Genomic DNA, 24,584 nt, shown 5'->3' with positions numbered 1-24,584 from the left:
ACCTCAACAATGAGTAGCCCACATGAAATTGAACAGCGCTGCAAACATCCACGGCATACTGAGTGAATTCAACACGATTACCGACGACGCCGTGTCAGGCTGCAGGACCGCGCTTCACAATGACTCATTATTTTGCGCTTATCTGGGCGAAGGGCGCAGAGTCATGTATGTCATGAAGCCGCAGTTTGCACCCTGGGGCACGCCACTCCAGCTGAAACATTTCTCCGGCAGCACCACAGAGACACCAGAAGAGGAGCCTGCAACCAATGAAGTACACGATGCCCCGGAAATCATTGGCAATAAAACCAATGTCCCGAGCCTTGTCTCCTTTAACAAGAAGTTGTGGCTGGTCTACACCGATGATTCCGCATCAACGGTCATCAGGGCCTGGAGCGATAGCCACGCAGCATTCCTCCCTGTGCACAGGCTCAACCTGAACATCGAGCAGTCCGCGACGTTTGCTCAGTTGAACGACGTGCTTTACATGTTCTTCAAACTGCATGACAGTCCCAACATCTGGTATATCCAGACCACAGACATGAAAGAATGGACCAAACCCGCGTTATTGAAGAAAAATGAGTCCGACACAATCTCCACTTATTTAAGTCCGGTGGCAATCACTTATCAGGGGTTGATCCATATCATTTACAAAGACAAGAACGGAGGCTTTTTTCTACTGAAAAGTGATGGCGAGGCCTGGACGAGCCCTATCGCTTTTATTGGAGCCGACTTCGCTCACTCTCCCGGCATTACCATACACAATGGCCTCCTGAAACTCGTCTTCTGCAATTTATCATCAACGTCTTCATCGGAATTGCATCAATACGGTTATGACGGCAACGCACTCAGTCCGGTTGTTTTGAGCCGCGGGCTGAGCGCGAGCGGATCTCCCTCACTCGATACGCAGGATGGCCTACTCATCGCGACGTACCTGGAAAGTACGCTGCCCGCTTAACCCTGCTCATTTAAATAAGACTTCCATCTTCATCATTTATCTGGAGGGCACTCAATGCCCGTCGATGACCGTCTACGCCTGTACATTGACACACATCTTCATGACGGTGATATCCAAACCCAACTTGAAGTTGTCATTACCGACATTATGGACCTGCTGAGCACCGTCCCCACCAGTGCAATACATACCAGTGCTTACCTGGCCTACTCTTTTTCCAGGCTGCTCATGCGCAGCGACAATGACAACATGCAGGCTGACTACGCGTCACACATGACGCTCCTGTTTCGTCGCCTTTACAACGATAGCACCTTCATTGTGAGGTTGAATGCAGGCACCCGTGCAGACGGCTACGCCGTTTTGCTCAACCTGTACCGCATCCATCATGCCTTCACCATGAACGGCCTGCGATCCCCCGACGGCCCGCTGCTTCTGGACGCAAACGACCCGTTGAGAATGCTACAAATTATCGTCGGTGCTGCCTATGGACCCTGGCCTGCTCACATCCGGATGATGGGGGCGATCAGGGATTATTACCATGCGCGCATTCGACGGTACGTCAACACTCAGCACATCGAGCTTGGCAGGCTGCACGCAACGACAACTCAGCAAATTCGTGTGGCCACCTGGAATATGCAAGGCACTTCTGAGACATCCAATACCAAATGGCGAACCAAGGTTCTTGAACTGGCGAGGGCCAACGACGTGGTGGCGATTCAGGAAGCAGGTGTCAGCCCTTTCTCTTCAAGGCTCATCACTCGCTTGTCATTGCAGGACCAGTTTGGCACCGCTTATAGGGTGGATCAGTTGATTTGGGAGGCTGGAACCGCCTCCCGTCCCGAGACCTACCATGTCTTTTTTCTGGATGTTCAGCGGCTTCGCGTCAATCTCGCGATTGTGGTTCCTGCCAATAGAGACATTGATGTACGGGATATGGTCGTGGTGTCCGATGGCTTGCCCGACAGTAACGGGGCGCCTGTCACCCGTCCCGCACTGGGCGTGCAAATCCGCAGGCAAAGTGCCGTAAACCCCGAGACAGTTACGGTATTCAGCTTCCACGCTATCTCAGGCGGCGGCCCGAATGCACCCCGTATGCTCAGGGAAATCAGCTGGCACACGCAAACCCCCTATATTCTTGTGGGAGATTTCAACAGGGATCCAAGGGTGTCGAACACCGCATATCCTGCACGACGCGGAAACTGGATATCTCCACCCGACATCGCGCAATTGGTCATGGCCAACGGTTCAACTCACCCAAGTACTGCGCCACAGGCCATGCTGGATTACGCGGTTGCCAATGGCACTTCTGAAACGCCGCGAAGCGGTCGCATCGACACAATGGGTCCTTCGGACCATCTGGCGGTCAGCTACGAGTTCAGCTTTCCCTGACAGGTGGAGTCAGACCGCCCCTTCCGCCTCATGCAGGGAAGGGACTGATCTCGTAAGGCGACTAGCGCGGAACGACGGGTTTGCGCGCTGGCTTGCCGCCCTTGCCCTTACCACCCTTGGCCGCTTCCATCCGCTCCTTGGCAGCCTGTTTGTTGCGCGCCATGGCAGCGGCCTTGGCTTCTTCACGCTTGTCCCACGGCTTGCTGCCGTCGCTACCCCGAGGCGGCAAACCGGTATGCTGGGTCTGGATCAGCGTGGTTTTCGCTGCCTTCGCCACCTTGTGACTGCCTGCGGGGGTCGAGTTCTTGCGACGTGCACTCTGATAGCTGTCGGTTGCAGGCTGATGCAGCGGAATCAGTTGATCCTTGCCCGACCCGATCAGATCGGCACGGCCCATACGCTCCAGCGCTTCGCGCAGCATCGGCCAGCCTTTCGGATCGTGATAACGCAGGAACGCCTTGTGCAGACGACGCTGCGCCTCGCTCTTGACGATGGTCACCGCGTCGCTCTTGTAAGTCACCTTACGCAACGGGTTCTTGCCCGAGTGATACATCGCGGTGGCCGTGGCCATCGGTGACGGGTAGAACGCCTGCACCTGGTCGGCACGGAAACCATTGCCCTTGAGCCACAAGGCCAGGTTCATCATGTCTTCATCGGTGGTGCCGGGGTGGGCTGCGATGAAGTAAGGAATCAGGTACTGCTCCTTGCCCGCTTCCTTGGTGTACTTCTCGAACATGCGCTTGAACTTGTCATAGCTGCCAATGCCCGGCTTCATCATCTGATTGAGCGGACCTTCCTCGGTGTGCTCCGGGGCGATCTTCAGGTAACCACCCACGTGGTGGGTCACCAGTTCCTTGACGTACTCAGGCGACTCAACGGCCAGGTCGTAGCGCAGGCCGGATGCGATCAGAATCTTCTTCACGCCTGGCAGGGCACGAGCGCTGCGATACAACTGGATCAACGATGAGTGATCGGTGTTCAGGTTCGGGCAGATGCCGGGGAACACGCAGGACGGCTTGCGGCATGCGGATTCGATTTCCGGACTCTTGCAGGCGATGCGATACATGTTCGCGGTCGGCCCGCCGAGGTCGGAAATGACGCCCGTGAAGCCAGGGACCTTGTCGCGGATCTCTTCGATTTCACGAATGATCGACTCTTCGGAACGGTTCTGAATGATGCGGCCTTCGTGCTCGGTGATCGAGCAGAAGGTGCAGCCGCCGAAGCAGCCACGCATGATGTTCACCGAGAAGCGGATCATGTCGTAGGCGGGAATCTTCTCCTTGCCGTACGCAGGATGCGGAACGCGTGCGTAAGGCATGCCGAACACGTAGTCCATTTCTTCGGTAGTCATCGGAATGGGCGGCGGGTTGAACCAGACGTCCACCTCGCCATGCTTCTGCACCAGCGCACGAGCATTGCCCGGGTTGGTTTCCAGGTGCAGCACGCGGTTGGCGTGAGCATACAGCACGGCATCGTTACGAACCTTCTCGACCGATGGCAGACGGATGACCGTCTTGTCACGGGTCATGCGCGGGCTGGCAAGAATCTGCACAACCTTCGGCTCGTTAGGGTCTTCAACCGGACCTTTTTCCTGCTCGATGGCGCAGGCTTCGGTGTCCTGAGTATTGACGTACGGGTTGATGATCTTGTCGATCTTGCCCGGACGGTCGATACGCGTGGAGTCGACTTCATACCAGCCTTGCGGCGTGTCGCGGCGAATGAACGCGGTGCCGCGCACATCGGTGATCTCTTCGATCTTGTGGCCCCACGACAGACGCTGAGCAACCTCAACGATTGCACGCTCGGCATTGCCATACAGCAAGATGTCGGCGCAGGCGTCGATCAGGATCGAGTTGCGAACCTTGTCCTGCCAGTAGTCGTAATGCGCGATACGGCGCAGGGATGCTTCGATGCCGCCGAGCACGATCGGAACGTGCTTGTAGGCTTCCTTGCAGCGCTGGCTGTAAACCAGACTCGCACGGTCCGGGCGCTTGCCCGCCATTCCGCCCGGTGTGTAGGCGTCATCGGAGCGGATTTTCTTGTCCGCGGTGTAACGGTTGATCATCGAGTCCATGTTGCCAGCAGCGACACCGAAGAACAGGTTCGGCTCGCCGAGCTTCATGAAGTCGTCTTTGGACTGCCAGTTGGGCTGGGCAATGATGCCCACGCGAAAGCCCTGGGACTCAAGGAGTCGGCCGATGATCGCCATGCCAAAGGACGGGTGATCCACATACGCATCACCGGTCACGATGATGATGTCGCAGGAATCCCAGCCAAGCTGATCCATCTCTTCCCGACTCATGGGCAGGAAGGGTGCTGGTCCGAAACATTCGGCCCAGTACTTGGGATAGTCAAATAACGGCTTGGCTGCTTGCATGTTCAGGACCTACGTTTGCACGTTGGAAAAATCGCGGGCGCGGAATATAGCACATTTTTTGATCAAATCCGACGGCGATGGTCGGAATTGAGTGGAGCATGCGGATTGCGGGTCGTGCCGTTCAGCCTCACCGGGATTCATCGTCGACCGACATCAATCGTCGTCGAAGTTGTAGCTGCCCGGCGCCAGGTTTTCGAAGCGCGTGTACTTACCGATGAACGCCAGGCGTGTGGTGCCAATTGGCCCGTTACGCTGTTTGCCGATGATGATTTCGGCAATGCCCTTGTGCTCGGTCTCCGGGTGGTACACCTCATCGCGGTACACGAACATGATGACGTCGGCGTCCTGCTCGATCGCTCCGGATTCCCGGAGGTCGGAGTTGATCGGGCGCTTGTTGGGACGTTGCTCCAGAGAGCGGTTCAGCTGCGAGAGGGCGATGACCGGGCAATTGAATTCCTTGGCCAGGGCTTTCAACGAGCGAGAGATTTCGGAAATCTCGTTGGTCCGGTTGTCGCCGCTCGAACCGGGAATCTGCATCAACTGCAGGTAGTCGATCATGATCATCGCGATGTCGCCATGCTCACGCACGATACGCCGGGTACGCGCGCGCATTTCCGAAGGGCTGATACCGGCCGTGTCGTCGATGAACAGCTTGCGGTCATTGAGCAGATTGACCGCCGACGTCAGGCGCGGCCAGTCGTCGTCATCCAGTTGACCGGCACGCACCTTGGTCTGGTCGATACGTCCGAGCGACGACAGCATACGCATGATCAGCGATTCGCCTGGCATCTCGAGCGAGTAGACCAGCACCACCTTGTCGCTGCGCAGCACGGCGTTCTCGACGAGGTTCATGGCAAAGGTGGTCTTACCCATCGACGGACGACCGGCGACGATGATCAGGTCGGCTGGCTGCAGGCCGCTGGTCTTTTCGTCCAGATCGGTATAGCCGGTGGACAGACCCGTAATCGCGTTATCGCTGTTGAACAGCGTATCGATGCGATCAATGGCTTTGGTCAGCAGGTCATTGACGCTGACCGGCCCCCCCGTCTTGGGACGCGCTTCAGCGATCTGAAAGATCTGCCGTTCGGCCTCGTCGAGAATCTCCTCGGCAGTACGCCCCTCCGGGTTGAACGCGCTGTCGGCAATTTCAGTGCTGATACCGATCAATTGCCGCAAGGTCGCCCGCGCACGGACGATTTGCGCATACGCCTTGATGTTGGCGACCGATGGGGTGTTTTTCGCCAGCTCACTGAGGTAGCCAAGGCCGCCGACCTGAGAGGTCTGCCCTTCCTTGTCCAGCTGTTCGGCCAGCGTGACCACGTCGATCGGGCTGTTCTGGTCCGCCAGTCGGGCGATAGCGCGAAAGATCAGGCGGTGGTCATGTCGATAGAAATCGCCATCCGAGACTTGATCGAGTACCCGCTCCCAGGCGTTGTTGTCCAGCATCAGACCACCGAGCACAGCCTGTTCGGCCTCGATGGAATGTGGCGGCACCTTGAGGGCAGCGGTTTGCAGATCGTATTGCTCAGGGCTGGAAATATCGTTCATGGCCACTTGAATTCGAGGTTTACAGAATGGAATGCCACAAAGACAAAGGGCACGACCTGTGAACAGGATCGTGCCCGATGTTAATCCTCTGACGGCGATGCCGCCAGACGATTACGTACTGCTTAAGCAGCCACTACGACAACGCGTACGGTCGCTTCTACGTCGCTGTGCAGGTGCACGGCTACGTCGAATTCACCAACGTTGCGGATAGTGCCGTTCGGCAGACGAACTTCGCTTTTTGCAACTTCAACGCCAGAGGCGGTCAGTGCATCAGCGATGTCGTGAGTACCGATCGAACCGAACAGCTTGCCTTCGTCACCAGCGGTGGCAGTGATGGTCACTTCCAGCTCAGCCAGTTGGGCAGCGCGAGTTTCGGCAGATGCTTTCTTGTCTGCAGCCAGTTTTTCCAGCTCGGCGCGACGCTCTTCAAACGCAGCCAGGTTGGCAGCGGTTGCAGCGGTGGCTTTGCCGTAAGGCAGCAGGTAGTTACGACCGTAACCGGCCTTAACGTTTACTTTGTCGCCCAGGTTGCCCAGGTTGGCGACTTTTTCCAGAAGGATCAGTTGCATGTGGAAATCCTCTTAACTTTTAACCTTCACCGTTCGCAGGGCCATTGCCGGAATCTTTCGATACCCGGCGACCGCGAAAATCAATCAGGCTGTCGACAATGGCTATCACCACGAGCAACGGATAGATCAGTTGCATGAACACCAGCAGTGTGATGTACATCCCTACCAGCCAGAACCTGGACAGGCGCTTTTCAGCGACCAGGCCATGTATCAATGCCAGCCCTGCGAATACCAGCGGTACGCTGCAGAGCGGTGTAAGCATTGCCATCTGCGGACCGAAATTCGGTCCCGCCAGCATGCACACCAACAGCACCAACGCGGGCACCAGCGGAAGTCTCACAGCGCGAAATTCGCGCCCGAAACCACCAGGGTTGTACAACAACGCTTGCCAGTAGCGCCCAAGAATCAGGCTCAGCACACTGACGATTTGCAGCAAAGCCGCTATCAGGCCATTCAGGACGGGAGCAATCAGTGCCGCCAGACGCGCGCGCTCTTCTACGTTCATTTGCTCGTAGAGCCCAGAGAGCATGGCCGGCAGGTGTTTCTGCAACTCCTGCGACATCGCTTCAATGGGTTCGCGAAAAACCGCGCCCAGCACCACTGCATACACCACACCCAACGCTACGCTGACCAGCAGCACGCGGACCCAGGACTCGCTGGCACGCAACACCATTGCCAAGCTCAGCGAACCGGCCAGCACCATGGCTGTACGCGGTTCGCCGAAATACCACCAGACCAAGGCCGGCAGCAGAGCCCAGGACAGGACACCAACGGCATCGCTGAACCCGCGCCGCAGAAGCACAAGGCAACCTGCGGCAGCACTCAACCAGAAAAACAGCGGCAATGCCGCACATCCAGCCACTACCAGAGTGGCTTGCATGCGGCCGCGCATGATGAATTCAGCCAAGGCACGCATGCTTTCTATCCTTTGTTACGTTTTGTCGACTACCTGGTCTCAGCGGCCGTGGCTGTCGGTGTAGGCCAGCAGGGCCAGGAAGCGGGCGCGCTTGATAGCGGTGGCCAGCTGACGCTGATAACGTGCTTTGGTACCAGTGATACGGCTTGGAACGATTTTGCCGGTCTCGGATACGTAGGCTTTCAGAGTGTTGAGATCTTTGTAATCGATCTCTTTGACGTCTTCAGCGGTGAAGCGGCAGAATTTACGACGACGGAAGAAACGTGCCATGTAATTGGCTCCTCAAAAGGTCCGTGGATTACTCGTCAGCGTTATCGCTAACGTCACTGTTGTCGCCGTCATCGCCATCGGCGCTGTCGGAGTGCTCAGGACGGTCACGACGCTCACGGCGCTCACTGCGGTTTTCTTCAGCCTTGAGCATCTCGGACTGGCCGGTAACGGCTTCGTCGCGACGGATGACCAGGTTACGGATCACAGCATCGTTGTAACGGAAGTTGTCTTCCAGCTCGGCCAGAGCCTTGCCAGAGCACTCAACGTTCAGCATCACGTAGTGAGCCTTGTGAACATTGTTGATTGCGTAAGCCAGTTGACGACGGCCCCAATCTTCCAGACGGTGGATTTTGCCGCCGTCTTCTTCGATCAGCTTGGTGTAACGCTCTACCATGCCGCCGACTTGCTCGCTTTGATCCGGGTGGACCAAAAAGATAATTTCGTAATGACGCATGAATGCTCCTTACGGGTTGTAGCCTGCCGCCGAAAGCGGTCAGACAAGGAGTGAATGACACTGTTGGTCTTGCTCAGGGACAGGCACATGCGCGCCTGCCATGACAGCAAGGGGCGCAATTGTAGAGAAGGGTCCGGGGAGGCGCAAGGTAATTGGTGATTATTTGAGCAGGACGCACAGCACCCGAGAGGATCGCCGGGGCAAGCCGAGCGCTGGACGCGGCAATGAGCGTGCTCACAAATAACCCGATACATCCGCCAGATAATCAGCGACTGAAATTCAGCTATTTGCGGGCACGCCGGCCAAGTGGCTCAGCCTTTCTTGCCGGTCGCCTTGACGCTGCGCTGACGCAGCGCTTCGAACAGGCAAACGCCGGTTGCCACCGAGACGTTCAGGCTGCTGACACTACCGGCCATGGGCAGGCGCACCAGATAATCACAGTGCTCACGGGTCAGGCGACGCATGCCTTTGCCTTCCGCGCCCATGATGATGATCGTCGGGCCGGTCAGGTCCTGCTGATAGAGTTCCTGCTCAGCCTCCCCCGCCGTGCCTACAACCCACAGACCACGCTGCTGAAGCTTTTCCAGCGTACGTGCCAGATTCGTCACCGCCACCAACGGAATCACTTCCGCAGCACCGCACGCCACTTTTCGCACAGCAGGCGTCAACGTTGCAGACTTGTCCTTGGGCACGATAACGGCTAACGCACCAGCGGCATCGGCCGTACGCAAGCACGCACCCAGGTTGTGCGGGTCGGTCACACCGTCAAGTACCAGCAGCAGAGGCGGGCCCTCGGTGCGATCGAGCAGCTCATCGAGCATCGCCTCACCCCAGACTTGGCTCGGACTAACATCAGCGACGACTCCCTGATGCACACCTTCGACCCATGCATCCATTTCGCGACGCTCGGCCTGGCCGATGGTGACGCGATTCTCGCTCGCCAGCTCGACCAACACTTGAACGCGCGGGTCGTTACGACCCTCCGCCAGCCAGATGTGCTTGACGCGCTTCGGGTGATGACGAAGCAAAGATTCCACGGCATGCACGCCGTAGATTTTTTCCAGCTGACTCATGACTTGGCCTTGGGTTTACGAACGCTACCGCTTTTGGACGATGACGCGGCGCCCGTTTTCGACGAGCCACCTTTGCGATGTTTACTGGTTTTGCCGGAGGATGGCGCAGAGCCCGAAGCGGGCCTGTCAGACTTTCCCGACGATGCCTTGCTACCACCCTTTGCTTCAGCCAGCAGGGCTTTCTTCATTTCACGACTCTTGCGCACTTCTGCGTTTTTCGCCGCAGCGTCGCTCGGCCGATAAGCTTCGACCGGCGCTTCTTTGGTCGCCGCAGTACGACGACCGGACTTGGCCGGAGCCTTTTCCTTTTCAGTGCTCGCCGGTGCTGCAGTTTCCTGACCACGGCGCTTGCGACCTGGTGCCGATGTTGTCGCGGCAGACTTCTCGGAAATTTCGAAGTCGATCTTGCGCTCATCCAGATCGACACGCATGACGCGCACTTCCACAGTGTCACCCAAGCGGAAATTGCGACCGGTACGCTCGCCTGCCAGACGATGATGCAGCGGATCGAAATGGTAGTAGTCGCCGGGCAACGCCGTGACATGCACCAAACCTTCCACGTAGATATCAGTCAGTTCGACGAACAGACCAAAGCCGGTCACGGCGGTGATCACGCCCGGGAACGACTCGCCTACGCGGTCTTTCATGTACTCGCATTTCAGCCAGTTGACGACGTCGCGGGTGGCCTCGTCGGCACGGCGCTCACTCATCGAGCATTGCTCGCCCAACTGTTCCAGCAACGCTTCGTCGTACGGATAGATGCGCGCTTTCGGAATGCTCGCCGCACCGGCACGACGCACGTGCGGCGTATCCTGCCTGGAACGGATCACGCTGCGGATCGCACGGTGGGTCAGCAGATCCGGGTAACGACGAATCGGCGAGGTGAAGTGCGTGTACGCTTCGTAGTTCAGACCGAAGTGGCCGTTGTTGTCGGAGCTGTAGACCGCCTGACTCAACGAACGCAACATCACGGTCTGGATAAGGTGATAGTCAGGACGGTCGCGAACGGTCTCAAGCAGCGCTTGATAATCCTTCGGCGTCGGCCCTTCCTTGCCTTTGTGCAAGGACAGACCCAGCTCACCCAGGAACGCGCGCAGCTTTTCCAGGCGCTCTGGCGGCGGACCATCGTGCACGCGGTACAGCGCTGGAATTTCGTGCTTCTTCAGGAACTCGGCCGTGGCAACGTTGGCCGCCAGCATGCACTCTTCGATCAGCTTGTGAGCGTCGTTGCGAGTGGTCGGACGAATCTCGGCAATCTTGCGCTCGGAACCGAAGATGATCCGGGTTTCCTGCGTTTCGAAGTCGATGGCACCGCGCACATGACGTGCGCCCAACAGCACTTTGTACAGCGCATAAAGCTGCTTGAGGTGCGGAACCACGTCGCCGTATTCACCACGCAGACTCTTGGCTTCTGCGGTTTTCGGCTGTTCGAGAATCGTGCTGACCTTGTTGTAGGTCAGGCGAGCGTGAGAGTGAATGACCGCTTCATAGAATACGTAATCCGTCATCTCGCCAGTCTTGGAGATGGTCATTTCGCACACCATGGCCAGACGATCGACATGCGGATTCAGCGAGCACAGACCGTTGGACAACTGCTCAGGCAGCATCGGCACGACGCGCTCGGGGAAGTACACCGAGTTGCCACGCACCTGGGATTCCGCGTCAAGCGCCGAACCGATCTTCACGTAACTCGATACGTCGGCAATCGCCACGTAGAGCTTCCAGCCGCCCGAGAACAGGCGCAGCTTGCCGGGCCTGGCTTCGCAGTAGACCGCATCGTCGAAGTCGCGAGCATCTTCACCGTCGATAGTAACGAACGGCAGATGACGCAGATCGACGCGGTTTTCCTTGTCCTTGTCCTCGACTTCCGGCTTGAGCTTCGCTGCTTCCTTGAGCACGGCTTCAGGCCAAACGTGGGGGATGTCGTAAGTGCGCAGCGCGACATCGATTTCCATGCCGGGCGCCATGTAGTTGCCCACCACTTCAACCACGTCACCTTGCGGCTGGAAGCGCGGCGTTGGCCAGTGAGTGATCTTCACCTCGACGAACTGACCGATCTTCGCGTTGTTATTACGACCCGGCGTCACCAGCACTTCCTGCTGAATCTTCGGGTTGTCGGGAATCACGAACCCGATGCCGCTTTCTTCGAAATAGCGACCCACGATGGTTTCGTGACCACGCGAGATGACTTCGACGATCACGCCTTCACGACGCCCACGGCGATCCAGACCGGAAACGCGCGCCAGCGCACGGTCGCCGTCGAACACCAGACGCATCTGCGCCGGACTCATGAACAGGTCGTCGGAACCGTCATCGGGGACCAGAAAGCCAAAACCGTCGCGGTGACCGGAAATGCGGCCGAGGATCAAGTCGAGCTTGTCCACTGGGGCATAGGTGCCGCGTCGGGTATAGATCAATTGAGCATCGCGCTCCATCGCACGAAGGCGACGACGCAGAGCCTCGAACTGATCTTCGGTGGTCAGGCCGAACTCTTCGACCAGTTGCTCGCGACTTGCCGGCGAACCACGCTCGGCGAGGTGCTGAAGGATCAGCTCACGGCTGGGAATAGGGTTTTCGTATTTTTCCGCTTCACGAGCGGCCTCGGGATCGAGGGACTGCCAATCGGCCATTAGATAGTTTTCACCTTGTATATATGCGGGTTAGTTTGGCATAGACCTTATGAAACGGGAAATTTCACGCTCAAACAACTCATCCGGAACGCCTCGATCTGCCCTGAAACACCCGATCCACACCGCTGGCGAATTTTTTGGAGTTTTTTTCACTGACGGGCTTTACAGCCCAAAAGAGGCTCCGTATAGTGCGCGCCATCGACAGGTTGATGCCTGAAGATTTGCCCAGATGGTGAAATTGGTAGACACGCCAGCTTCAGGTGCTGGTGACCGCAAGGTCGTGGAAGTTCGAGTCTTCTTCTGGGCACCATATTCAAAGCATAAGCCTACAACAGGTTGATGCTTCACAAAAACCCGCGCAAGCGGGTTTTTGCATTCCAGGGTTTTGATTATCAAATCAAAACAGGGGTTTACAGAACAAAACGATCGCCGTATAGTGCGCCCCATCAGCAACGGAGACGTCGCTGATCTGCCCAGATGGTGAAATTGGTAGACACGCCAGCTTCAGGTGCTGGTGACCGCAAGGTCGTGGAAGTTCGAGTCTTCTTCTGGGCACCATATTCAAAAAACCGAGCCAATGGCTCGGTTTTTTTATTTGAAATATTCAAATTATTCGCCCGTACAAAGCGGTAACCTCACCGGTTACAGACTGCCTTCACGGCAGGCTTAGAAAACGCTGACAGATACGTGATCAGCCAGCCTCCAGCCAACGCGATCCCATCACGCCCTGAACTGCCCCAGACTCGCCCTCAACCGCACCGACAACGCGTCCAGCGTCCGGCCACTTGCTGTCGTCTCAACTACTGCCTGAGCCGCCTTTTCGGCTTGGGCGTGAATCACCTCAACACGCCCTCTCACTGCTTGCGCGCCCTGTGCCTGATGTTCAGCTGCGCGGGTGGCCAGACCGATGGCCGCATGAACCTGCTCGACTGACGTCTGTACCCTTTGCTGCAGGCGAGCACTGTCACGCAGCACTGCCAGACCTTCCTTGGCCTGACGCCCGGCAAGACCGATGGTCGCGACGGCCTCTTTGGCGCCTGCCTGCAATTTGGTGATGTGCGCTTGAATATCGCCAGTCGAACTCCGGGTCTTGCTGGCCAAGGCACGAACCTCGTCGGCGACCACCGCAAAGCCACGACCTGTCTCGCCCGCTCGGGCCGCCTCGATGGCGGCGTTGAGCGCCAGCAGGTTGGTCTGTTCAGCAATGCCGTGAATGACTTCCAGCACGACTTCGATCTGCTGGCTTTGCTGTGCCAGACGTTCGATGACGTGAGCGCCGGTTTCAACCTGACCGGCCAGCGCCTCGATCAATCCGCCCACCTGATTGGAGGTACGCGTGTTCTCATCGGTCGCCTGCTTGATGTCGATGACCTGACGCAGCGCCTCCTGCATGACCTGACTTTCCTGTTGAGCCTCGCCTGCCATCTGCGCCAATGCTTGAAGACTGGCTGCCACCTCATCGCGCTGCAATGCAGCGGCGGCATCGGCCCCCGCGTTGCGCTGGCTCATGGCACCAATCTCGACGCCGGTCAGTTGCGCGACTTCGCCCGCCTCGCGGACTATCGGCTGGAGCTTGTCGATGAACCGGTTGACGGCGGCGGACATGTCGCCGATTTCGTCATTGCTCGCAAGCTTAACCCGGCGGGTCAGATCACCCTCGCCTGCGGCCAGGTCGTTGAGCGCGGCAATCAACAGGTGCAGCTTGCTGACAACGCGGCGACCCAGCACAACGGCTAGCAACAGCAAGACGCACAAGCCGATCAGCGCCAGGCCGACGCCGATTTTCCAGCGCAACTCCTGTGCCGCCTGTTGAACAGCAGATCGGGTGTTGCTGGCCATTGCAGTGGCTGCCGTCTGCGCCGATTCCAAACGGGTGCGCAACGCCGCAGAGCTGTCTTTGGAAGCCCCCGCCAGACTGTCCGAAACCAATTGCTCACCACTGGCAATCAACGTGGCGAAGCGCTTGTCCAGCGCCGCGAGATTCTCCTCGACCGAGGCTGTGGAAACGCCCATGCGTACCTTGCCGATTTCAACGCCATTGGGGCTGATTGAGGCCTCGACGTAATACACCGAGGCATCATTGCGCGCAGCGCTGAGAATCTTGTCCATCGCCCGCTCGCCCTCCCCTTTGGCGAGAAGCGCTTTGACCAGCGGGTTGTCACGATTCATATAACGCGTCAGGTGCTCGCCCGCCGCGTCGTCATACACCACGAACAGCACGTTGGGATTACGCTGCGCCCGACGGGCAAACTCGGAAAGTGTCGGCGTGTCGTTGTCCCACATGGCGCGCGGCGCGACTGCCGCCAGCAATTCGGCCATGTCAGTGGCCGAATCCTTGAGGTCCTTTTCCAGCGTGGCCCGCAGTTGCGCCTGCTCTTCCTTGAGGCGCGACGACAGTCCGGCACTGAGCCGCTGACGCGTACTGGAAGACAGCGCGTCCAGACTTGATGTCACTTCACTACTCGCCCGCTCGAGCTCCGAGGATACGTGTTGCGAATCTACCCCCAGACGATTGGCAAGCTCCGCCTCGAGGGCGGTGACCGTGCTCCGGGTGAGCGCAACCGCCACCACCACCTGCACCAAAAGGGCGACGCCCAGAGTTATAAAGACCGGACGCAGCAAACGACTTTGCAAAAGCGATAACACAGCCGACACAGGAGAATCCTTCCACCTTGAGCGCCAATAAAATAATGGCACTTTCCCGTCAGTTGTTCAGCAAAGGCCGTGCCGTGATGCGCATCACGGTTCTGCGAGCAAAGACGATCGCGGAGCAAAACGGCCAGGCATGAAAAAGGGCCGCACATGGCGACCCTTCTTTTGCAGCTACTGACGTATCACGCGAACGGGTGACGCAGAACGATGGTTTCGTTGCGGTCAGGACCGGTCGAGATGATGTCGATAGGCGCACCGACCAGCTCTTCAACACGCTTGATGTAGGCGCGCGCATTGGCTGGCAGCTGTTCCAGCGTCTGAACGCCAAGGGTGGACTCGCTCCAGCCTGGCATTTGCTCGTAGACCGGCTCCAGACCGATGTAGCTGTCGGCATCGGTAGGCGCTTCGATGACGGCACCGTTTTCGTTCTTGTAACCCACACAGATGTTGATGGTTTCAAGACCGTCGAGCACGTCCAGCTTGGTCAGGCACAGGCCCGAGATACTGTTGATCTCGATAGCGCGACGCAGGATCACGGCATCGAACCAGCCACAACGACGTGCGCGACCGGTGGTTGCACCGAACTCATGACCGCGCTTGGCCAGGAACGCACCCACGTCATCGAACAGCTCGGTCGGGAACGGACCCGAACCCACGCGAGTGGTGTAAGCCTTGGTGATGCCCAGAATGTAGTCCAGGTACATCGGACCGAAACCCGAACCGGTGGCGATGCCGCCAGCCGTGGTGTTGGAGCTGGTGACGTACGGGTAGGTACCGTGGTCAATGTCCAGCAACGAACCCTGGGCGCCTTCGAACATGATGTCCTTGCCGTCGCGACGCATCTCATGCAGCGTGGCGGTCACGTCCAGCATCAGCGGCTCGAGCAGGTCTGCGTATTCCATGCACTCGTCGAGTGTCTTCTGGAAATCGATCGCAGGCTCTTTGTAATAATTGACCAGCACGAAGTTGTGGTAGTCCAGCAGCTCGCCCAGCTTGGAGGCAAAACGCTCACGGTGGAACAGATCGCCGATGCGCAGGCCGCGACGTGCGACCTTGTCTTCGTAAGCCGGGCCGATGCCGCGACCGGTCGTGCCGATCTTGAACTCGCCACGGGCCTTCTCACGCGCCTGGTCCAGCGCAACGTGATACGACAGGATCAACGGGCAGGAAGGGCTGATGCGCAGGCGCTCGCGCACCGGAATACCCTTCTCTTCCAGCTTGATGATTTCGCGCAGCAGTGCATCGGGAGCCACCACCACACCGTTACCGATCAGGCACTGCACGCCTTCGCGCAGCACACCGGACGGAATCAGGTGCAATACGGTTTTCTCGCCGTCGATCACCAGGGTGTGGCCCGCGTTGTGGCCACCCTGGTAACGAACTACGGCGGTAGCATGTTCGGTCAGCAGATCAACGATCTTGCCTTTGCCCTCATCACCCCACTGGGTGCCCAGGACTACGACATTCTTACCCATAACACTCGTCCTCATTCACGCAAACTTGGTGCCGGCGGCGGCCGGCAGGAATACTCAAGAAGCCAGCGGCATTACCTGCCAGTGCTCGCCATGCTGAATCAATTGCCGGTCACAGTCGGCTTCACGCGCGGCGCTCGCCTGCTGCCCAGGCAAGGCCTGAACCACACGCTGACCTTCGCTGCGCAACTGGCACACCAACTGCCAGAGTGCCGCATCCGTACTGTCCGGCATCCAGATGCCACCGGACGGTAATACGATTTCTGCCTGCCCCAGCGTGACCAGGGTTTTCAGGTCAGTGGAAAAACCGGTTGCCGGACGGGCGCGCCCGAAGTCGGCACCGATATCGTCATAACGACCGCCCTGGGCAATCGACTGACCAACACCCGGCACGAACACCGCGAACACCACACCTGTGTGGTAGTGATAGCCGCGCAACTCACCGAGATCGAAATACAGCGGCAACTGCGGGAAACGCGCTGCAAGACGATCAGCGATGCTCAGCAGATCGTCCAGCGCCGCCAGCACCGGCGCGGGCGCACCGGCCAGACGGTCACGGGCCGCAGCCAGCACTTCGCGACCACCACATAAGTCGACCAGCGCTCGCAGCATCGCGGCCAGGTCTTGCGGCAGGTTCGCCGTGAGCGCGATGACTTCGTCGATGGCCTTGCGCTGCAGCGCGTCGAACAGCTGTTGCTCGACCTCGCCCGAGAGACCGGCAGCACGCGCCAGACCACGGTAAATGCCGACATGCCCCAGATCCATGTGCACATCCGGCACATCGGCCAGTTGCAGCATGGCGAGCATCAGGCTGATGACTTCAACGTCACTGCTTGGACTTGCATCACCGTACAGCTCGGCACCTAGCTGAATCGGGCTGCGCGAGGATGACAGCGCACGCGGCTGGGCATGCAGAACACTGCCCGCATAGCACAGGCGGCTCGGCCCTTCACGCTTGAGGGTGTGGGCATCGATCCGCGCAACCTGTGGCGTGATGTCGGCACGAAAGCCCATCTGCCGACCGGATTGCGGATCGATGACCTTGAAGGTGCGCAGATCCAGATCCGAGCCCGCGCCAGTCAGCAGGGACTCCAGATACTCGATATGCGGGGTGACGACGAACTCATAGCCCCAGCTCTGAAACAGATCCAACACCTGACGGCGCGCTACTTCAATACGCGCCGCTTCCGGCGGCAGTACTTCTTCGATGCCATCTGGTAGCAGCCAGCGGTCAACCGTTGCCATTACGCCATTCCCCTGTGATCCGGGCGGCCAGCTTCGAGGCCAGCCTTGAGTGAAGCAGAAAGTGATGCGCTGTATGACGGGCACGACAAACACCCGAGACAGGCCTTGCAGACCACTTTCCTCGAAAAATCTTGCCATTCGCCAGTCAGGCGACAGCCAATCAATCGTGCAGACGCAAAAAAGCCGGGAATTTCCCGGCTGCCGCATGATACACACGTTTTACCGTACGATCACCCCACCGGGCAGTTTTGCCGCCCGGCGGGTGATTTATTGCAGCCGTGTCTTACGGCTTGGCTTTTTCCAGATAGCGAAAGAATTCGCTGTTCGGGTCAAGCACCAGCATGTCGCTCTTGTTCGCGAAGCTTTCACGGTAGGCACGCAGGCTGCGATAGAACGCGTAGAACTCCTGGTCCTGGCCATAGGCCCTGGAGTAGATCGCAGCGGCCTGAGCATCACCATCACCACGCGCCTCTTCAGACTCGCGATAGGCTTCAGCCAGCAATACGCGGCGCTGACGATCGGCGTCGGCACGGATGCCTTCCGCCAGTTCGTTGCCCTTGGCGCGGTGTTCACGGGCTTCGCGCTCACGCTCGGTGCTCATGCGCTCGAAGACACTGCGGTTCACTTCCTTGGGCAGGTCGATGGCCTTGACGCGGACGTCGACCACTTCGATACCCAGTTCCTTCTCGGCCATGCGGTTCAGGGAACCGGTGATGTCAGCCATCAGCGCGTCACGCTCGCCCGACACGACTTCGTGCAGGGTGCGCTTGCCGAACTGGTCACGCAGGCCGGACTCCAGACGCCGTGACAGACGCTCGTCGGCAATCTGCTTCAGACCGGAAGTCGCCGTGTAGAAACGCTCGGCATCCTTCACGCGCCACTTGGCGTAGGCGTCGACCATCACGGCTTTCTTCTCAAGCGTCAGGAAACGCTGAGTCGGCGCATCGAGGGTCAGCAGACGACCATCGAACTTGCGCACCTGGTTAACGTATGGAACCTTCACATGAAGGCCCGGCTGCACATCGGCCTGTACCACACGACCGAATTGCAGCAGCACCGCACGCTCGGTCTGGGACACGATGTAGAAGCTGTTCCAGGCAATGACTGCCAGCACCACACCAACAATGAGGGTGATCAGTGATTTATTGCTCATCAGCGACTCTCCCTGGTACGTACATCGCGCTGCTGAGTATCGGCCGCCCGAACACCGACGTCAGTTCCAGTCGTGGATGAACTGCCGGTAGACGGGGTGTTACCGGTACCGCTGCGACTGTTTTCCATCATCTTGTCGAGCGGCAGATACAGCAGATTGTTCTGCCCTTTATCACCGGTCACGAGCACTTTGCTGGTATTGCTGAAGACTTCCTGCATCGTGTCCAGATACAGACGCTGACGGGTCACCTCAGGTGCCTTGCGGTATTCGGCGACCAGCTTGGTGAAACGATCAGCCTCACCCTTGGCGCGGGAGACCACTTCATCGCGGTAGCCGTTGGCATCTTCGAGGATACGTTGAGCCTGACCACGGGCTTCCGGGATCACGCCATTGGCATAACTTTCGGCCTGGTTGCGGGCGCGCTGCTCGTCTTCACGGGCGCGGATCACGTCGTCGAACGCTTCCTGCACTTCACGCGGTGCGGCAGCGCTCTGCACGTTCACCTGAGTGACGGTGATGCCGGTGCGATAGGTGTCGAGGAAGCGCTGCAGGCGCTCCTTGATTTCGCTCGCCATCAGCTCACGGCCTTCAGTCAGCACCTGGTCCATCGCCGTGGAACCCACGACATGGCGCAGCGCACTTTCGGTGGCGTGCTGCAGGCTGATTTCAGGCTGATCGACATTCAGCACGAAGTCCTGGAGGTTGCTGATCTTGTACTGCACGGTCAGCGGCACTTCGACGATGTTCTCGTCTTCGGTGAGCATCTGGCCCTGCTTGCTGTAGGCACGCTCGCGCGTCACGTTTTCCATGTACTTGCGGTCGAACGGCGGGAAATAGATGTTCAGGCCCGGGCCCACGGTTTCGTGGTACTGGCCAAAACGCAGTACGACTGCCTGCTCCTGCTCGTCGACGACATAGATCGCGCTGTAGAGCCAGAAAGCGACGAGCACGACCAGGCCAATGCCGAGCAGGCCGAAGCCGCCACCGCCGCCTGAACTACCGCCACTGCCGTCACCACTGCGTTTCTTACCGCCGCCGAACAACCCATTCAGGCTTTCCTGCAGCTTACGGAAGGCCTCGTCGAGATCAGGTGGTCCCTTGCGGTCGCCGTTACGGCGTTTACCACCCCAGGGATCTTGATTATTCGAGTTGCCACCCGGCTCATTCCAAGCCATAGCGCTCTCCATCTGATAAAGCAAAGACGCACCTTCGGCGCGCCGCCCCATGCTACAGAATGCCCGCGAAAGCCGTACAACGGCTTTCTCGTGCTTTTATTGCAAAGTGTGTTGCTCGATGAACTCCAGCGGCTGCAATCCTTCGCGAGTCACCAGACGATTGAGTTCAACGCGCGGTATACGCACTGCCAGCAGGCTCGAGCCTTCCTCGTCATGCGTCTCGCTCTGCACAGCGCCCAGTTCGAAAAACTGGGCACGCAGTCGGGCAAGACGCTGAGGCAAACGCAAGGTGCCGACGAACAGATCGTCACCCAGCAGTTCGGCTACCGCCTGTTTGAGCAGGTCCAGACCACGACCGTCACGCGCAGACAGCCAGACACGTTGCGGCTTGCCATCGGCATCGCGCTGTATCTGCGGCTCCACGCCTTCAAGCAGATCGAGTTTGTTATAGACCTCGAGTATCGGCAAGCCCTCGGCCCCGATCTCGCCGAGCACGGCCATGACCTGCTCGATCTGCGACATGCGATCAGGCTCGTGCGAGTCGATCACGTGCAGCAGCAAATCGGAGTTGCTCGACTCTTCGAGCGTGGCGCGAAAGGCTTCGACCAGCTTGTGCGGCAGATGGCGAATGAAGCCCACCGTATCCGCCAGCACCACAGGCCCCAGGTCGTCGAGCTGCAGACGACGCAGAGTAGGGTCGAGTGTGGCGAAGAGCTGGTCGGCGGCGAACACGTCCGAATCGGTCACGGCGTTGAAAAGCGTCGATTTGCCGGCGTTGGTGTAGCCCACCAGCGAAACCGAAGGAATGTCGGCGCGACGACGACCACGACGGGCCTGATCACGCTGACTGCGAACTTTTTCCAGCCGCCCCTTGATCTGTCGAAGGCGAACCCGAAGCAGACGACGGTCGGTTTCGAGCTGGGTTTCACCCGGGCCGCGCAAGCCGATCCCGCCTTTCTGTCGCTCAAGGTGGGTCCAGCCGCGAACAAGACGGGTACTCATGTGCTCAAGCTGGGCCAGTTCAACCTGCAACTTGCCTTCGTGAGTACGAGCCCGCTGGGCGAAGATGTCCAGAATCAGACCGGTGCGGTCAAGCACGCGACACTCGAAGACGCGTTCGAGGTTACGTTCCTGACTGGGCGTGAGGGTGTGATTGAAGATCACGATGTCGGCCTGCTCGGCCTTGACCTGGTCGCGAAGCTCCTCGACCTTGCCAGAGCCGATCAGGAACTTGGCAGATGGCCGATGACGCGGCACGTTGATAAACGCGACGGTATCGGCACCGGCCGACATGGCCAACTCCTGAAACTCCTGCGGATCTTCGCGCGCCTCAGGGTCCTGATTATCCAGATGAACGAGAATGGCCCGCTCACCACCACTGTGGCGCTCAAAGAACAAGGCAGACTCCTATCAGGCGTTACCTGGCTCGGCATCGCCGCCATCAGCGTCAGTAGCGCTAGGCAGACGAATCGGGCGAACCGGTACGACGGTGGAAATAGCGTGCTTGTAGACCATCTGGCTGACAGTGTTTTTCAGCAAAATGACGAACTGGTCGAATGACTCGATCGTGCCCTGCAGCTTGATACCGTTGACCAGGTAGATCGATACCCCGACCTTCTCTTTACGCAAGGTATTCAAGTAAGGGTCTTGTAGCGAATGCCCTTTTGACATGTGCCGCACTCCTTTAAGGATCAATAAATAATAAATCGAATTCGATTGGCTTACCGGCCACCCCCCAAGGATAGACGGCTATTGCAAGGACTCAGCCCAATATGGAGGCCGATCCCAGGTATTTCAAGGCGCGTGGCAGATTGTCGCAAGACAGGCTGTCCAGCCAGTGTAAATTCTCCCAACTGCGTAGCCAGGTGAATTGCCGCTTGGCCAGTTGCCGGGTTGCGATGATGCCGCGCTCCTGCATTTCGTCCCGTGTCAGCTTTCCATCCAGGTGATCCCAGACCTGGCGATAACCGACGGCTCGTATCGACGGCAGACCTGAATGCAGGTCGCCTCGTGAGCGCAATGCCAGTACTTCGTCCAGAAACCCCTGGTCCAGCATTTGCAAAAAACGTAGTGCGATGCGGTCATGCAGCACCTTGCGATCAGCCGGAGCTATCGCAAGACTGGCGACAGTATAGGGCAATTGCTGACGCCCTGATGCGGCCGCTTCGGTACTTTGCGCAGTTTGTTGCTCGCGATGTGCAGTCATGCTCATCCCGCTGACGCGATACACCTCCAGCGCACGGATCAGGCGTTGCGGATCATTGGGGTGAATACGGGTAGCCGACACCGGGTCGACCACCGCCAATTGATCGTGCAACGACTGCCAGCCGTGGGCCAGCGCATCGGCTTCGAGCTGTGCCCGGACCGCTGCATCGGCCGCCGGCATATCGGCGAGCCCGTCCAATAGAGCCTTGAAATACAACATAGTGCCGCCCACCAGCAAAGGAATATTTCCCCGTGCGGTGATTTCAGCCATGGCGGTCAAGGCATCGGTACGAAAATCGGCCGCCGAGTAGCTCTGGGACGGGTCGAGGATGTCGATCAGACGATGCGGGAATTCAGCCAGTTGCGCTTTCGAAGGCTTCGCCGTGCCAATGTCCATGTCGCGGTAGACCAGCGCCGAATCTACGCTGATCAGTTCGCACGGCAGTACCCTGGTCAGCTCAATGGCAAGGTCAGTCTTGCCCGCAGCGGTTGGACCCATGAGAAAGATGGCCGGAGGTAAAGCATTCATTCATTGACCGCGCAGGAATAATTTATCCAGGTCGTTGAGACCCATCTGGGTCCAGGTCGGACGTCCATGGTTGCATTGCCCACTGCGCTCGGTGTTTTCCATGTCGCGCAGCAGCCCGTTCATCTCCGGAATTGCCAGACGGCGGTTGGCACGGATCGCGCCGTGGCAGGCCATGGTGCCCAGCAGTTCGTTCATATGCGCCTGCACCCGGTCGCTGGTGCCGTATTCCATCAGGTCCGCCAGCACATCACTGACCAGCCGGTTGGCTTCGGCCTGCTTGAGCAAGGCAGGAATCTGTCGGATAGCCAGCGTTTCAGGACCCAGGCGCTGCAGTTCGAAGCCCAGACGCTGGAACGTGGTGATGTGCTCTTCGGCACAATCCGCTTCGCGCTGACTGACTGCGATGGATTCGGGTACCAGCAACGGCTGTCCGCTCAGGCCTTCGTTGGCCATGGCGATTTTCAGGCGTTCGTACATGATCCGCTCGTGAGCGGCGTGCATGTCCACCAGCACCAGCCCGTGGGCGTTTTCAGCCAGGATATAAATGCCTTTGAGCTGCGCGAGTGCATAGCCCAGTGGCGGAATGTCGGCCGCTGATTCGGGCAACGAGGCAGACGTGATGGCGCTGGGCAGCGGCGCGAAGAACTCGCGATAGGCGCTCTGCACCTCCGCCACCGGAGCACCCGACGCAGGGCGTGGCGAATATTGATACTGGTAGCCGCCGCCTGAGCCTGAGCCGGTGTCCGCGGGACGTGTATAGGATTCGCCCTGCGGCCGTTCCAGTACGTTGTTGGCCAGACGCATCTCGCCCTGCGGCCCGAACTCGCCTGCTTCAGGGCCGGTCGGGCGTACGATCGCGGTGACCGGCGCGCTACCGGACACCTGATCTTCCGGACGCACATCACCTAGAGCGCGGTGCAAGGTGCCATACAGGAAATCATGCACATTGCGTCCATCGCGGAAGCGGACTTCGTGCTTGGTCGGGTGAACGTTGACGTCTACGGCCGCCGGATCGACCTCGAAAAACAGCACGAAGGTCGGATGACGCCCGTTGAACAGCACATCGCGATACGCTTGACGCACCGCATGGGCGACCAGTTTGTCTCGCACGGCGCGGCCGTTGACGAAGAAATATTGAAGGTCTGCCTGACTGCGCGAGAAGGTCGGCAATCCGACCCAGCCCCACAGATGCAGACCATTGCGCTCGATCTCGATGGGCAATGCCTGTTCCAGGAAGCCCGGCCCGCAAATGGCCGACACGCGACGCGCTCTGGCCGTGTCGTCGTGGGCCTCGTGCAGGCTGAGTATGGTCTTGCCGTTGTGGCGCAGGTGGAAAGCCACGTCGAAACGCGCCAGCGCCATGCGCTTGATCACTTCCTGCAGATGATCGAATTCAGTCTTTTCGGCCTTAAGAAACTTGCGCCGGGCAGGCGTGTTGAAAAACAGGTCGCGCACTTCCACCGACGTACCGACCGGGTGCGCGGCAGGCTGCACGCGAGGGGCCATATCGCGACCTTCGGTTTCGACCTGCCAGGCCTGATCGGCATCGCGGGTGCGGGACGTCAGGGTCAGGCGTGCGACCGAACTGATGGACGCCAGCGCCTCACCGCGAAAACCCAGACTCATCACACGTTCGAGGTCTTCCAGATCGCGAATCTTGCTCGTGGCGTGACGGGCCAGTGCCAGCGGCAGATCATCGGAAGAAATACCGCTGCCATCGTCGCGCACTTTCAGCAGCTTGATGCCCGCCTGTTCGACATCGACATCAATGCGGCGCGCACCGGAGTCAAGGCTGTTTTCCAGCAACTCCTTGATTACCGACGCAGGCCGCTCGACCACTTCACCCGCAGCGATCTGGTTGGCCAGCCGCGGACTGAGCAGTTCGATACGGGCCGCATTCAGCGTGATCTGATCGGCACCTTCGCGGGCGCCGTCGAGAAGCAGATCGCTCATGGTCGCCTCATCGCTCATGGCT

The 24,584-nt window shown here is 58.8% G+C and carries 19 protein-coding genes, 2 tRNA genes and 1 pseudogene; 4 read left to right on the top strand and 18 right to left on the bottom strand.

Going from position 1 to position 24,584, the window contains the following annotated elements; translation table 11 throughout:
* The first annotated feature begins 22 nt into the window (after window positions 1-22).
* Both BZK31_RS01700 and BZK31_RS01695 read left to right on the top strand, forming a co-directional pair.
* Window positions 23-955, top strand: a complete 933-nt coding sequence (locus tag BZK31_RS01700) for a hypothetical protein (RefSeq protein ID WP_083181023.1) — start codon at window positions 23-25, stop codon at window positions 953-955.
* Window positions 956-1,009: 54 nt separating this feature from the next.
* Window positions 1,010-2,341: an endonuclease/exonuclease/phosphatase family protein gene (locus BZK31_RS01695; RefSeq protein ID WP_083181022.1), complete on the top strand. Its 1,332-nt coding sequence runs from the start codon at window positions 1,010-1,012 to the stop codon at window positions 2,339-2,341.
* Window positions 2,342-2,402: 61 nt separating this feature from the next.
* Here the strand turns inward: BZK31_RS01695 and BZK31_RS01690 are convergent, their stop codons facing one another.
* The 8 genes from BZK31_RS01690 to rnr form a co-directional block, all read right to left on the bottom strand.
* Window positions 2,403-4,718, bottom strand: coding sequence for a YgiQ family radical SAM protein (locus BZK31_RS01690; RefSeq protein ID WP_083181021.1), 2,316 nt, complete (start codon window positions 4,716-4,718; stop codon window positions 2,403-2,405).
* Window positions 4,719-4,871: 153 nt separating this feature from the next.
* Window positions 4,872-6,266 carry a replicative DNA helicase gene (dnaB, locus tag BZK31_RS01685; protein WP_083181020.1) on the bottom strand — a complete coding sequence of 465 codons (1,395 nt, stop codon included), beginning with the start codon at window positions 6,264-6,266 and terminating at the stop codon, window positions 4,872-4,874.
* A 122-nt stretch (window positions 6,267-6,388) separates the two neighbouring features.
* Window positions 6,389-6,835: a 50S ribosomal protein L9 gene (rplI, locus tag BZK31_RS01680; RefSeq protein WP_004883587.1), complete on the bottom strand. Its 447-nt coding sequence runs from the start codon at window positions 6,833-6,835 to the stop codon at window positions 6,389-6,391.
* Between the two features lie 19 nt (window positions 6,836-6,854).
* Window positions 6,855-7,751 (bottom strand): YybS family protein, encoded by an 897-nt coding sequence (locus BZK31_RS01675; protein ID WP_083181019.1) that lies wholly within the window; start codon window positions 7,749-7,751, stop codon window positions 6,855-6,857.
* 39 nt (window positions 7,752-7,790) lie between these two features.
* Complete coding sequence (rpsR, locus tag BZK31_RS01670) at window positions 7,791-8,021, bottom strand: 30S ribosomal protein S18 (protein WP_002551829.1); 231 nt, start codon at window positions 8,019-8,021, stop codon at window positions 7,791-7,793.
* 28 nt (window positions 8,022-8,049) lie between these two features.
* Window positions 8,050-8,475, bottom strand: coding sequence for a 30S ribosomal protein S6 (rpsF, locus tag BZK31_RS01665; RefSeq protein WP_004883583.1), 426 nt, complete (start codon window positions 8,473-8,475; stop codon window positions 8,050-8,052).
* A gap of 311 nt (window positions 8,476-8,786) precedes the next feature.
* Window positions 8,787-9,548, bottom strand: a complete 762-nt coding sequence (rlmB, locus tag BZK31_RS01660) for a 23S rRNA (guanosine(2251)-2'-O)-methyltransferase RlmB (protein WP_083181018.1) — start codon at window positions 9,546-9,548, stop codon at window positions 8,787-8,789.
* Window positions 9,545-12,178: a ribonuclease R gene (gene rnr, locus BZK31_RS01655; RefSeq protein WP_083181017.1), complete on the bottom strand. Its 2,634-nt coding sequence runs from the start codon at window positions 12,176-12,178 to the stop codon at window positions 9,545-9,547. The genes rlmB and rnr overlap by 4 nt, the downstream gene beginning before the upstream one ends.
* Before the next feature lie 223 nt (window positions 12,179-12,401).
* On the opposite strand from rnr, the gene BZK31_RS01650 reads away from it, so the two are divergent.
* Window positions 12,402-12,488: transfer RNA gene (locus BZK31_RS01650), tRNA-Leu, on the top strand.
* A gap of 161 nt (window positions 12,489-12,649) precedes the next feature.
* Window positions 12,650-12,736, top strand: a tRNA-Leu gene (locus BZK31_RS01645).
* Window positions 12,737-12,898: 162 nt separating this feature from the next.
* Here the strand turns inward: BZK31_RS01645 and BZK31_RS30440 are convergent.
* The 10 genes and pseudogenes from BZK31_RS30440 to mutL all read right to left on the bottom strand — a co-directional run bounded on the left by BZK31_RS30440 (window position 12,899) and on the right by mutL (window position 24,562).
* On the bottom strand, window positions 12,899-13,603 hold the full coding sequence (locus tag BZK31_RS30440) for a methyl-accepting chemotaxis protein (RefSeq protein ID WP_425273284.1): 705 nt from the start codon (window positions 13,601-13,603) through the stop codon (window positions 12,899-12,901).
* A gap of 201 nt (window positions 13,604-13,804) precedes the next feature.
* Window positions 13,805-14,017 (bottom strand): annotated as a pseudogene (locus BZK31_RS30435) (methyl-accepting chemotaxis protein); the annotation flags it as partial.
* A 995-nt stretch (window positions 14,018-15,012) separates the two neighbouring features.
* Complete coding sequence (locus tag BZK31_RS01635) at window positions 15,013-16,305, bottom strand: adenylosuccinate synthase (protein WP_083181015.1); 1,293 nt, start codon at window positions 16,303-16,305, stop codon at window positions 15,013-15,015.
* Window positions 16,306-16,359: 54 nt separating this feature from the next.
* Window positions 16,360-17,547, bottom strand: a complete 1,188-nt coding sequence (locus BZK31_RS01630) for an ATP phosphoribosyltransferase regulatory subunit (RefSeq protein ID WP_083181014.1) — start codon at window positions 17,545-17,547, stop codon at window positions 16,360-16,362.
* A 283-nt stretch (window positions 17,548-17,830) separates the two neighbouring features.
* Window positions 17,831-18,700, bottom strand: a complete 870-nt coding sequence (gene hflC / locus BZK31_RS01625; RefSeq protein ID WP_083181013.1) for a protease modulator HflC — start codon at window positions 18,698-18,700, stop codon at window positions 17,831-17,833.
* Complete coding sequence (gene hflK, locus BZK31_RS01620; RefSeq protein ID WP_083181012.1) at window positions 18,700-19,875, bottom strand: FtsH protease activity modulator HflK; 1,176 nt, start codon at window positions 19,873-19,875, stop codon at window positions 18,700-18,702. The genes hflC and hflK overlap by 1 nt, the downstream gene beginning before the upstream one ends.
* Window positions 19,876-19,971: 96 nt before the next feature.
* Window positions 19,972-21,273, bottom strand: a complete 1,302-nt coding sequence (gene hflX / locus BZK31_RS01615) for a ribosome rescue GTPase HflX (RefSeq protein ID WP_083181011.1) — start codon at window positions 21,271-21,273, stop codon at window positions 19,972-19,974.
* A gap of 12 nt (window positions 21,274-21,285) precedes the next feature.
* On the bottom strand, window positions 21,286-21,546 hold the full coding sequence (gene hfq / locus BZK31_RS01610) for an RNA chaperone Hfq (protein ID WP_024687522.1): 261 nt from the start codon (window positions 21,544-21,546) through the stop codon (window positions 21,286-21,288).
* Between the two features lie 91 nt (window positions 21,547-21,637).
* Entirely contained in the window at window positions 21,638-22,609 is a 972-nt protein-coding gene (gene miaA / locus BZK31_RS01605) for a tRNA (adenosine(37)-N6)-dimethylallyltransferase MiaA (RefSeq protein WP_083181010.1), read from the bottom strand.
* Window positions 22,610-24,562, bottom strand: coding sequence for a DNA mismatch repair endonuclease MutL (mutL, locus tag BZK31_RS01600; RefSeq protein ID WP_083181050.1), 1,953 nt, complete (start codon window positions 24,560-24,562; stop codon window positions 22,610-22,612). It lies immediately after the preceding gene.
* Between the last annotated feature and the right edge of the window lie 22 nt (window positions 24,563-24,584).

It is taken from the genome of Pseudomonas floridensis, assembly GCF_002087235.1.
Taxonomy (GTDB): Bacteria; Pseudomonadota; Gammaproteobacteria; order Pseudomonadales; family Pseudomonadaceae; genus Aquipseudomonas; species Aquipseudomonas floridensis.
The sequence above is the reverse complement of the archived record's forward strand: the minus strand, read 5'-3'. Positions and strand labels throughout refer to the sequence as shown.

What these genes read in the sequence shown, in the direction of transcription:
- hflK (WP_083181012.1), bottom strand. Translation starts at nt 19,875, where the DNA reads ATGGCTTGGAATGAGCCGGGTGGCAACTCGAATAATCAAGATCCCTGG.
- hfq (WP_024687522.1), bottom strand. Translation starts at nt 21,546, where the DNA reads ATGTCAAAAGGGCATTCGCTACAAGACCCTTACTTGAATACCTTGCGT.
- rpsF (WP_004883583.1), bottom strand. Translation starts at nt 8,475, where the DNA reads ATGCGTCATTACGAAATTATCTTTTTGGTCCACCCGGATCAAAGCGAG.
- BZK31_RS01700 (WP_083181023.1), top strand. Translation starts at nt 23, where the DNA reads ATGAAATTGAACAGCGCTGCAAACATCCACGGCATACTGAGTGAATTC.
- BZK31_RS01690 (WP_083181021.1), bottom strand. Translation starts at nt 4,718, where the DNA reads ATGCAAGCAGCCAAGCCGTTATTTGACTATCCCAAGTACTGGGCCGAA.
- BZK31_RS01635 (WP_083181015.1), bottom strand. Translation starts at nt 16,305, where the DNA reads ATGGGTAAGAATGTCGTAGTCCTGGGCACCCAGTGGGGTGATGAGGGC.
- BZK31_RS30440 (WP_425273284.1), bottom strand. Translation starts at nt 13,603, where the DNA reads ATGGCAGGCGAGGCTCAACAGGAAAGTCAGGTCATGCAGGAGGCGCTG.
- BZK31_RS01675 (WP_083181019.1), bottom strand. Translation starts at nt 7,751, where the DNA reads ATGCGTGCCTTGGCTGAATTCATCATGCGCGGCCGCATGCAAGCCACT.
- BZK31_RS01695 (WP_083181022.1), top strand. Translation starts at nt 1,010, where the DNA reads ATGCCCGTCGATGACCGTCTACGCCTGTACATTGACACACATCTTCAT.
- rlmB (WP_083181018.1), bottom strand. Translation starts at nt 9,548, where the DNA reads ATGAGTCAGCTGGAAAAAATCTACGGCGTGCATGCCGTGGAATCTTTG.
- mutL (WP_083181050.1), bottom strand. Translation starts at nt 24,562, where the DNA reads ATGAGCGATCTGCTTCTCGACGGCGCCCGCGAAGGTGCCGATCAGATC.
- miaA (WP_083181010.1), bottom strand. Translation starts at nt 22,609, where the DNA reads ATGAATGCTTTACCTCCGGCCATCTTTCTCATGGGTCCAACCGCTGCG.
- rnr (WP_083181017.1), bottom strand. Translation starts at nt 12,178, where the DNA reads ATGGCCGATTGGCAGTCCCTCGATCCCGAGGCCGCTCGTGAAGCGGAA.
- dnaB (WP_083181020.1), bottom strand. Translation starts at nt 6,266, where the DNA reads ATGAACGATATTTCCAGCCCTGAGCAATACGATCTGCAAACCGCTGCC.
- hflC (WP_083181013.1), bottom strand. Translation starts at nt 18,700, where the DNA reads ATGAGCAATAAATCACTGATCACCCTCATTGTTGGTGTGGTGCTGGCA.
- rplI (WP_004883587.1), bottom strand. Translation starts at nt 6,835, where the DNA reads ATGCAACTGATCCTTCTGGAAAAAGTCGCCAACCTGGGCAACCTGGGC.
- rpsR (WP_002551829.1), bottom strand. Translation starts at nt 8,021, where the DNA reads ATGGCACGTTTCTTCCGTCGTCGTAAATTCTGCCGCTTCACCGCTGAA.
- BZK31_RS01630 (WP_083181014.1), bottom strand. Translation starts at nt 17,547, where the DNA reads ATGGCAACGGTTGACCGCTGGCTGCTACCAGATGGCATCGAAGAAGTA.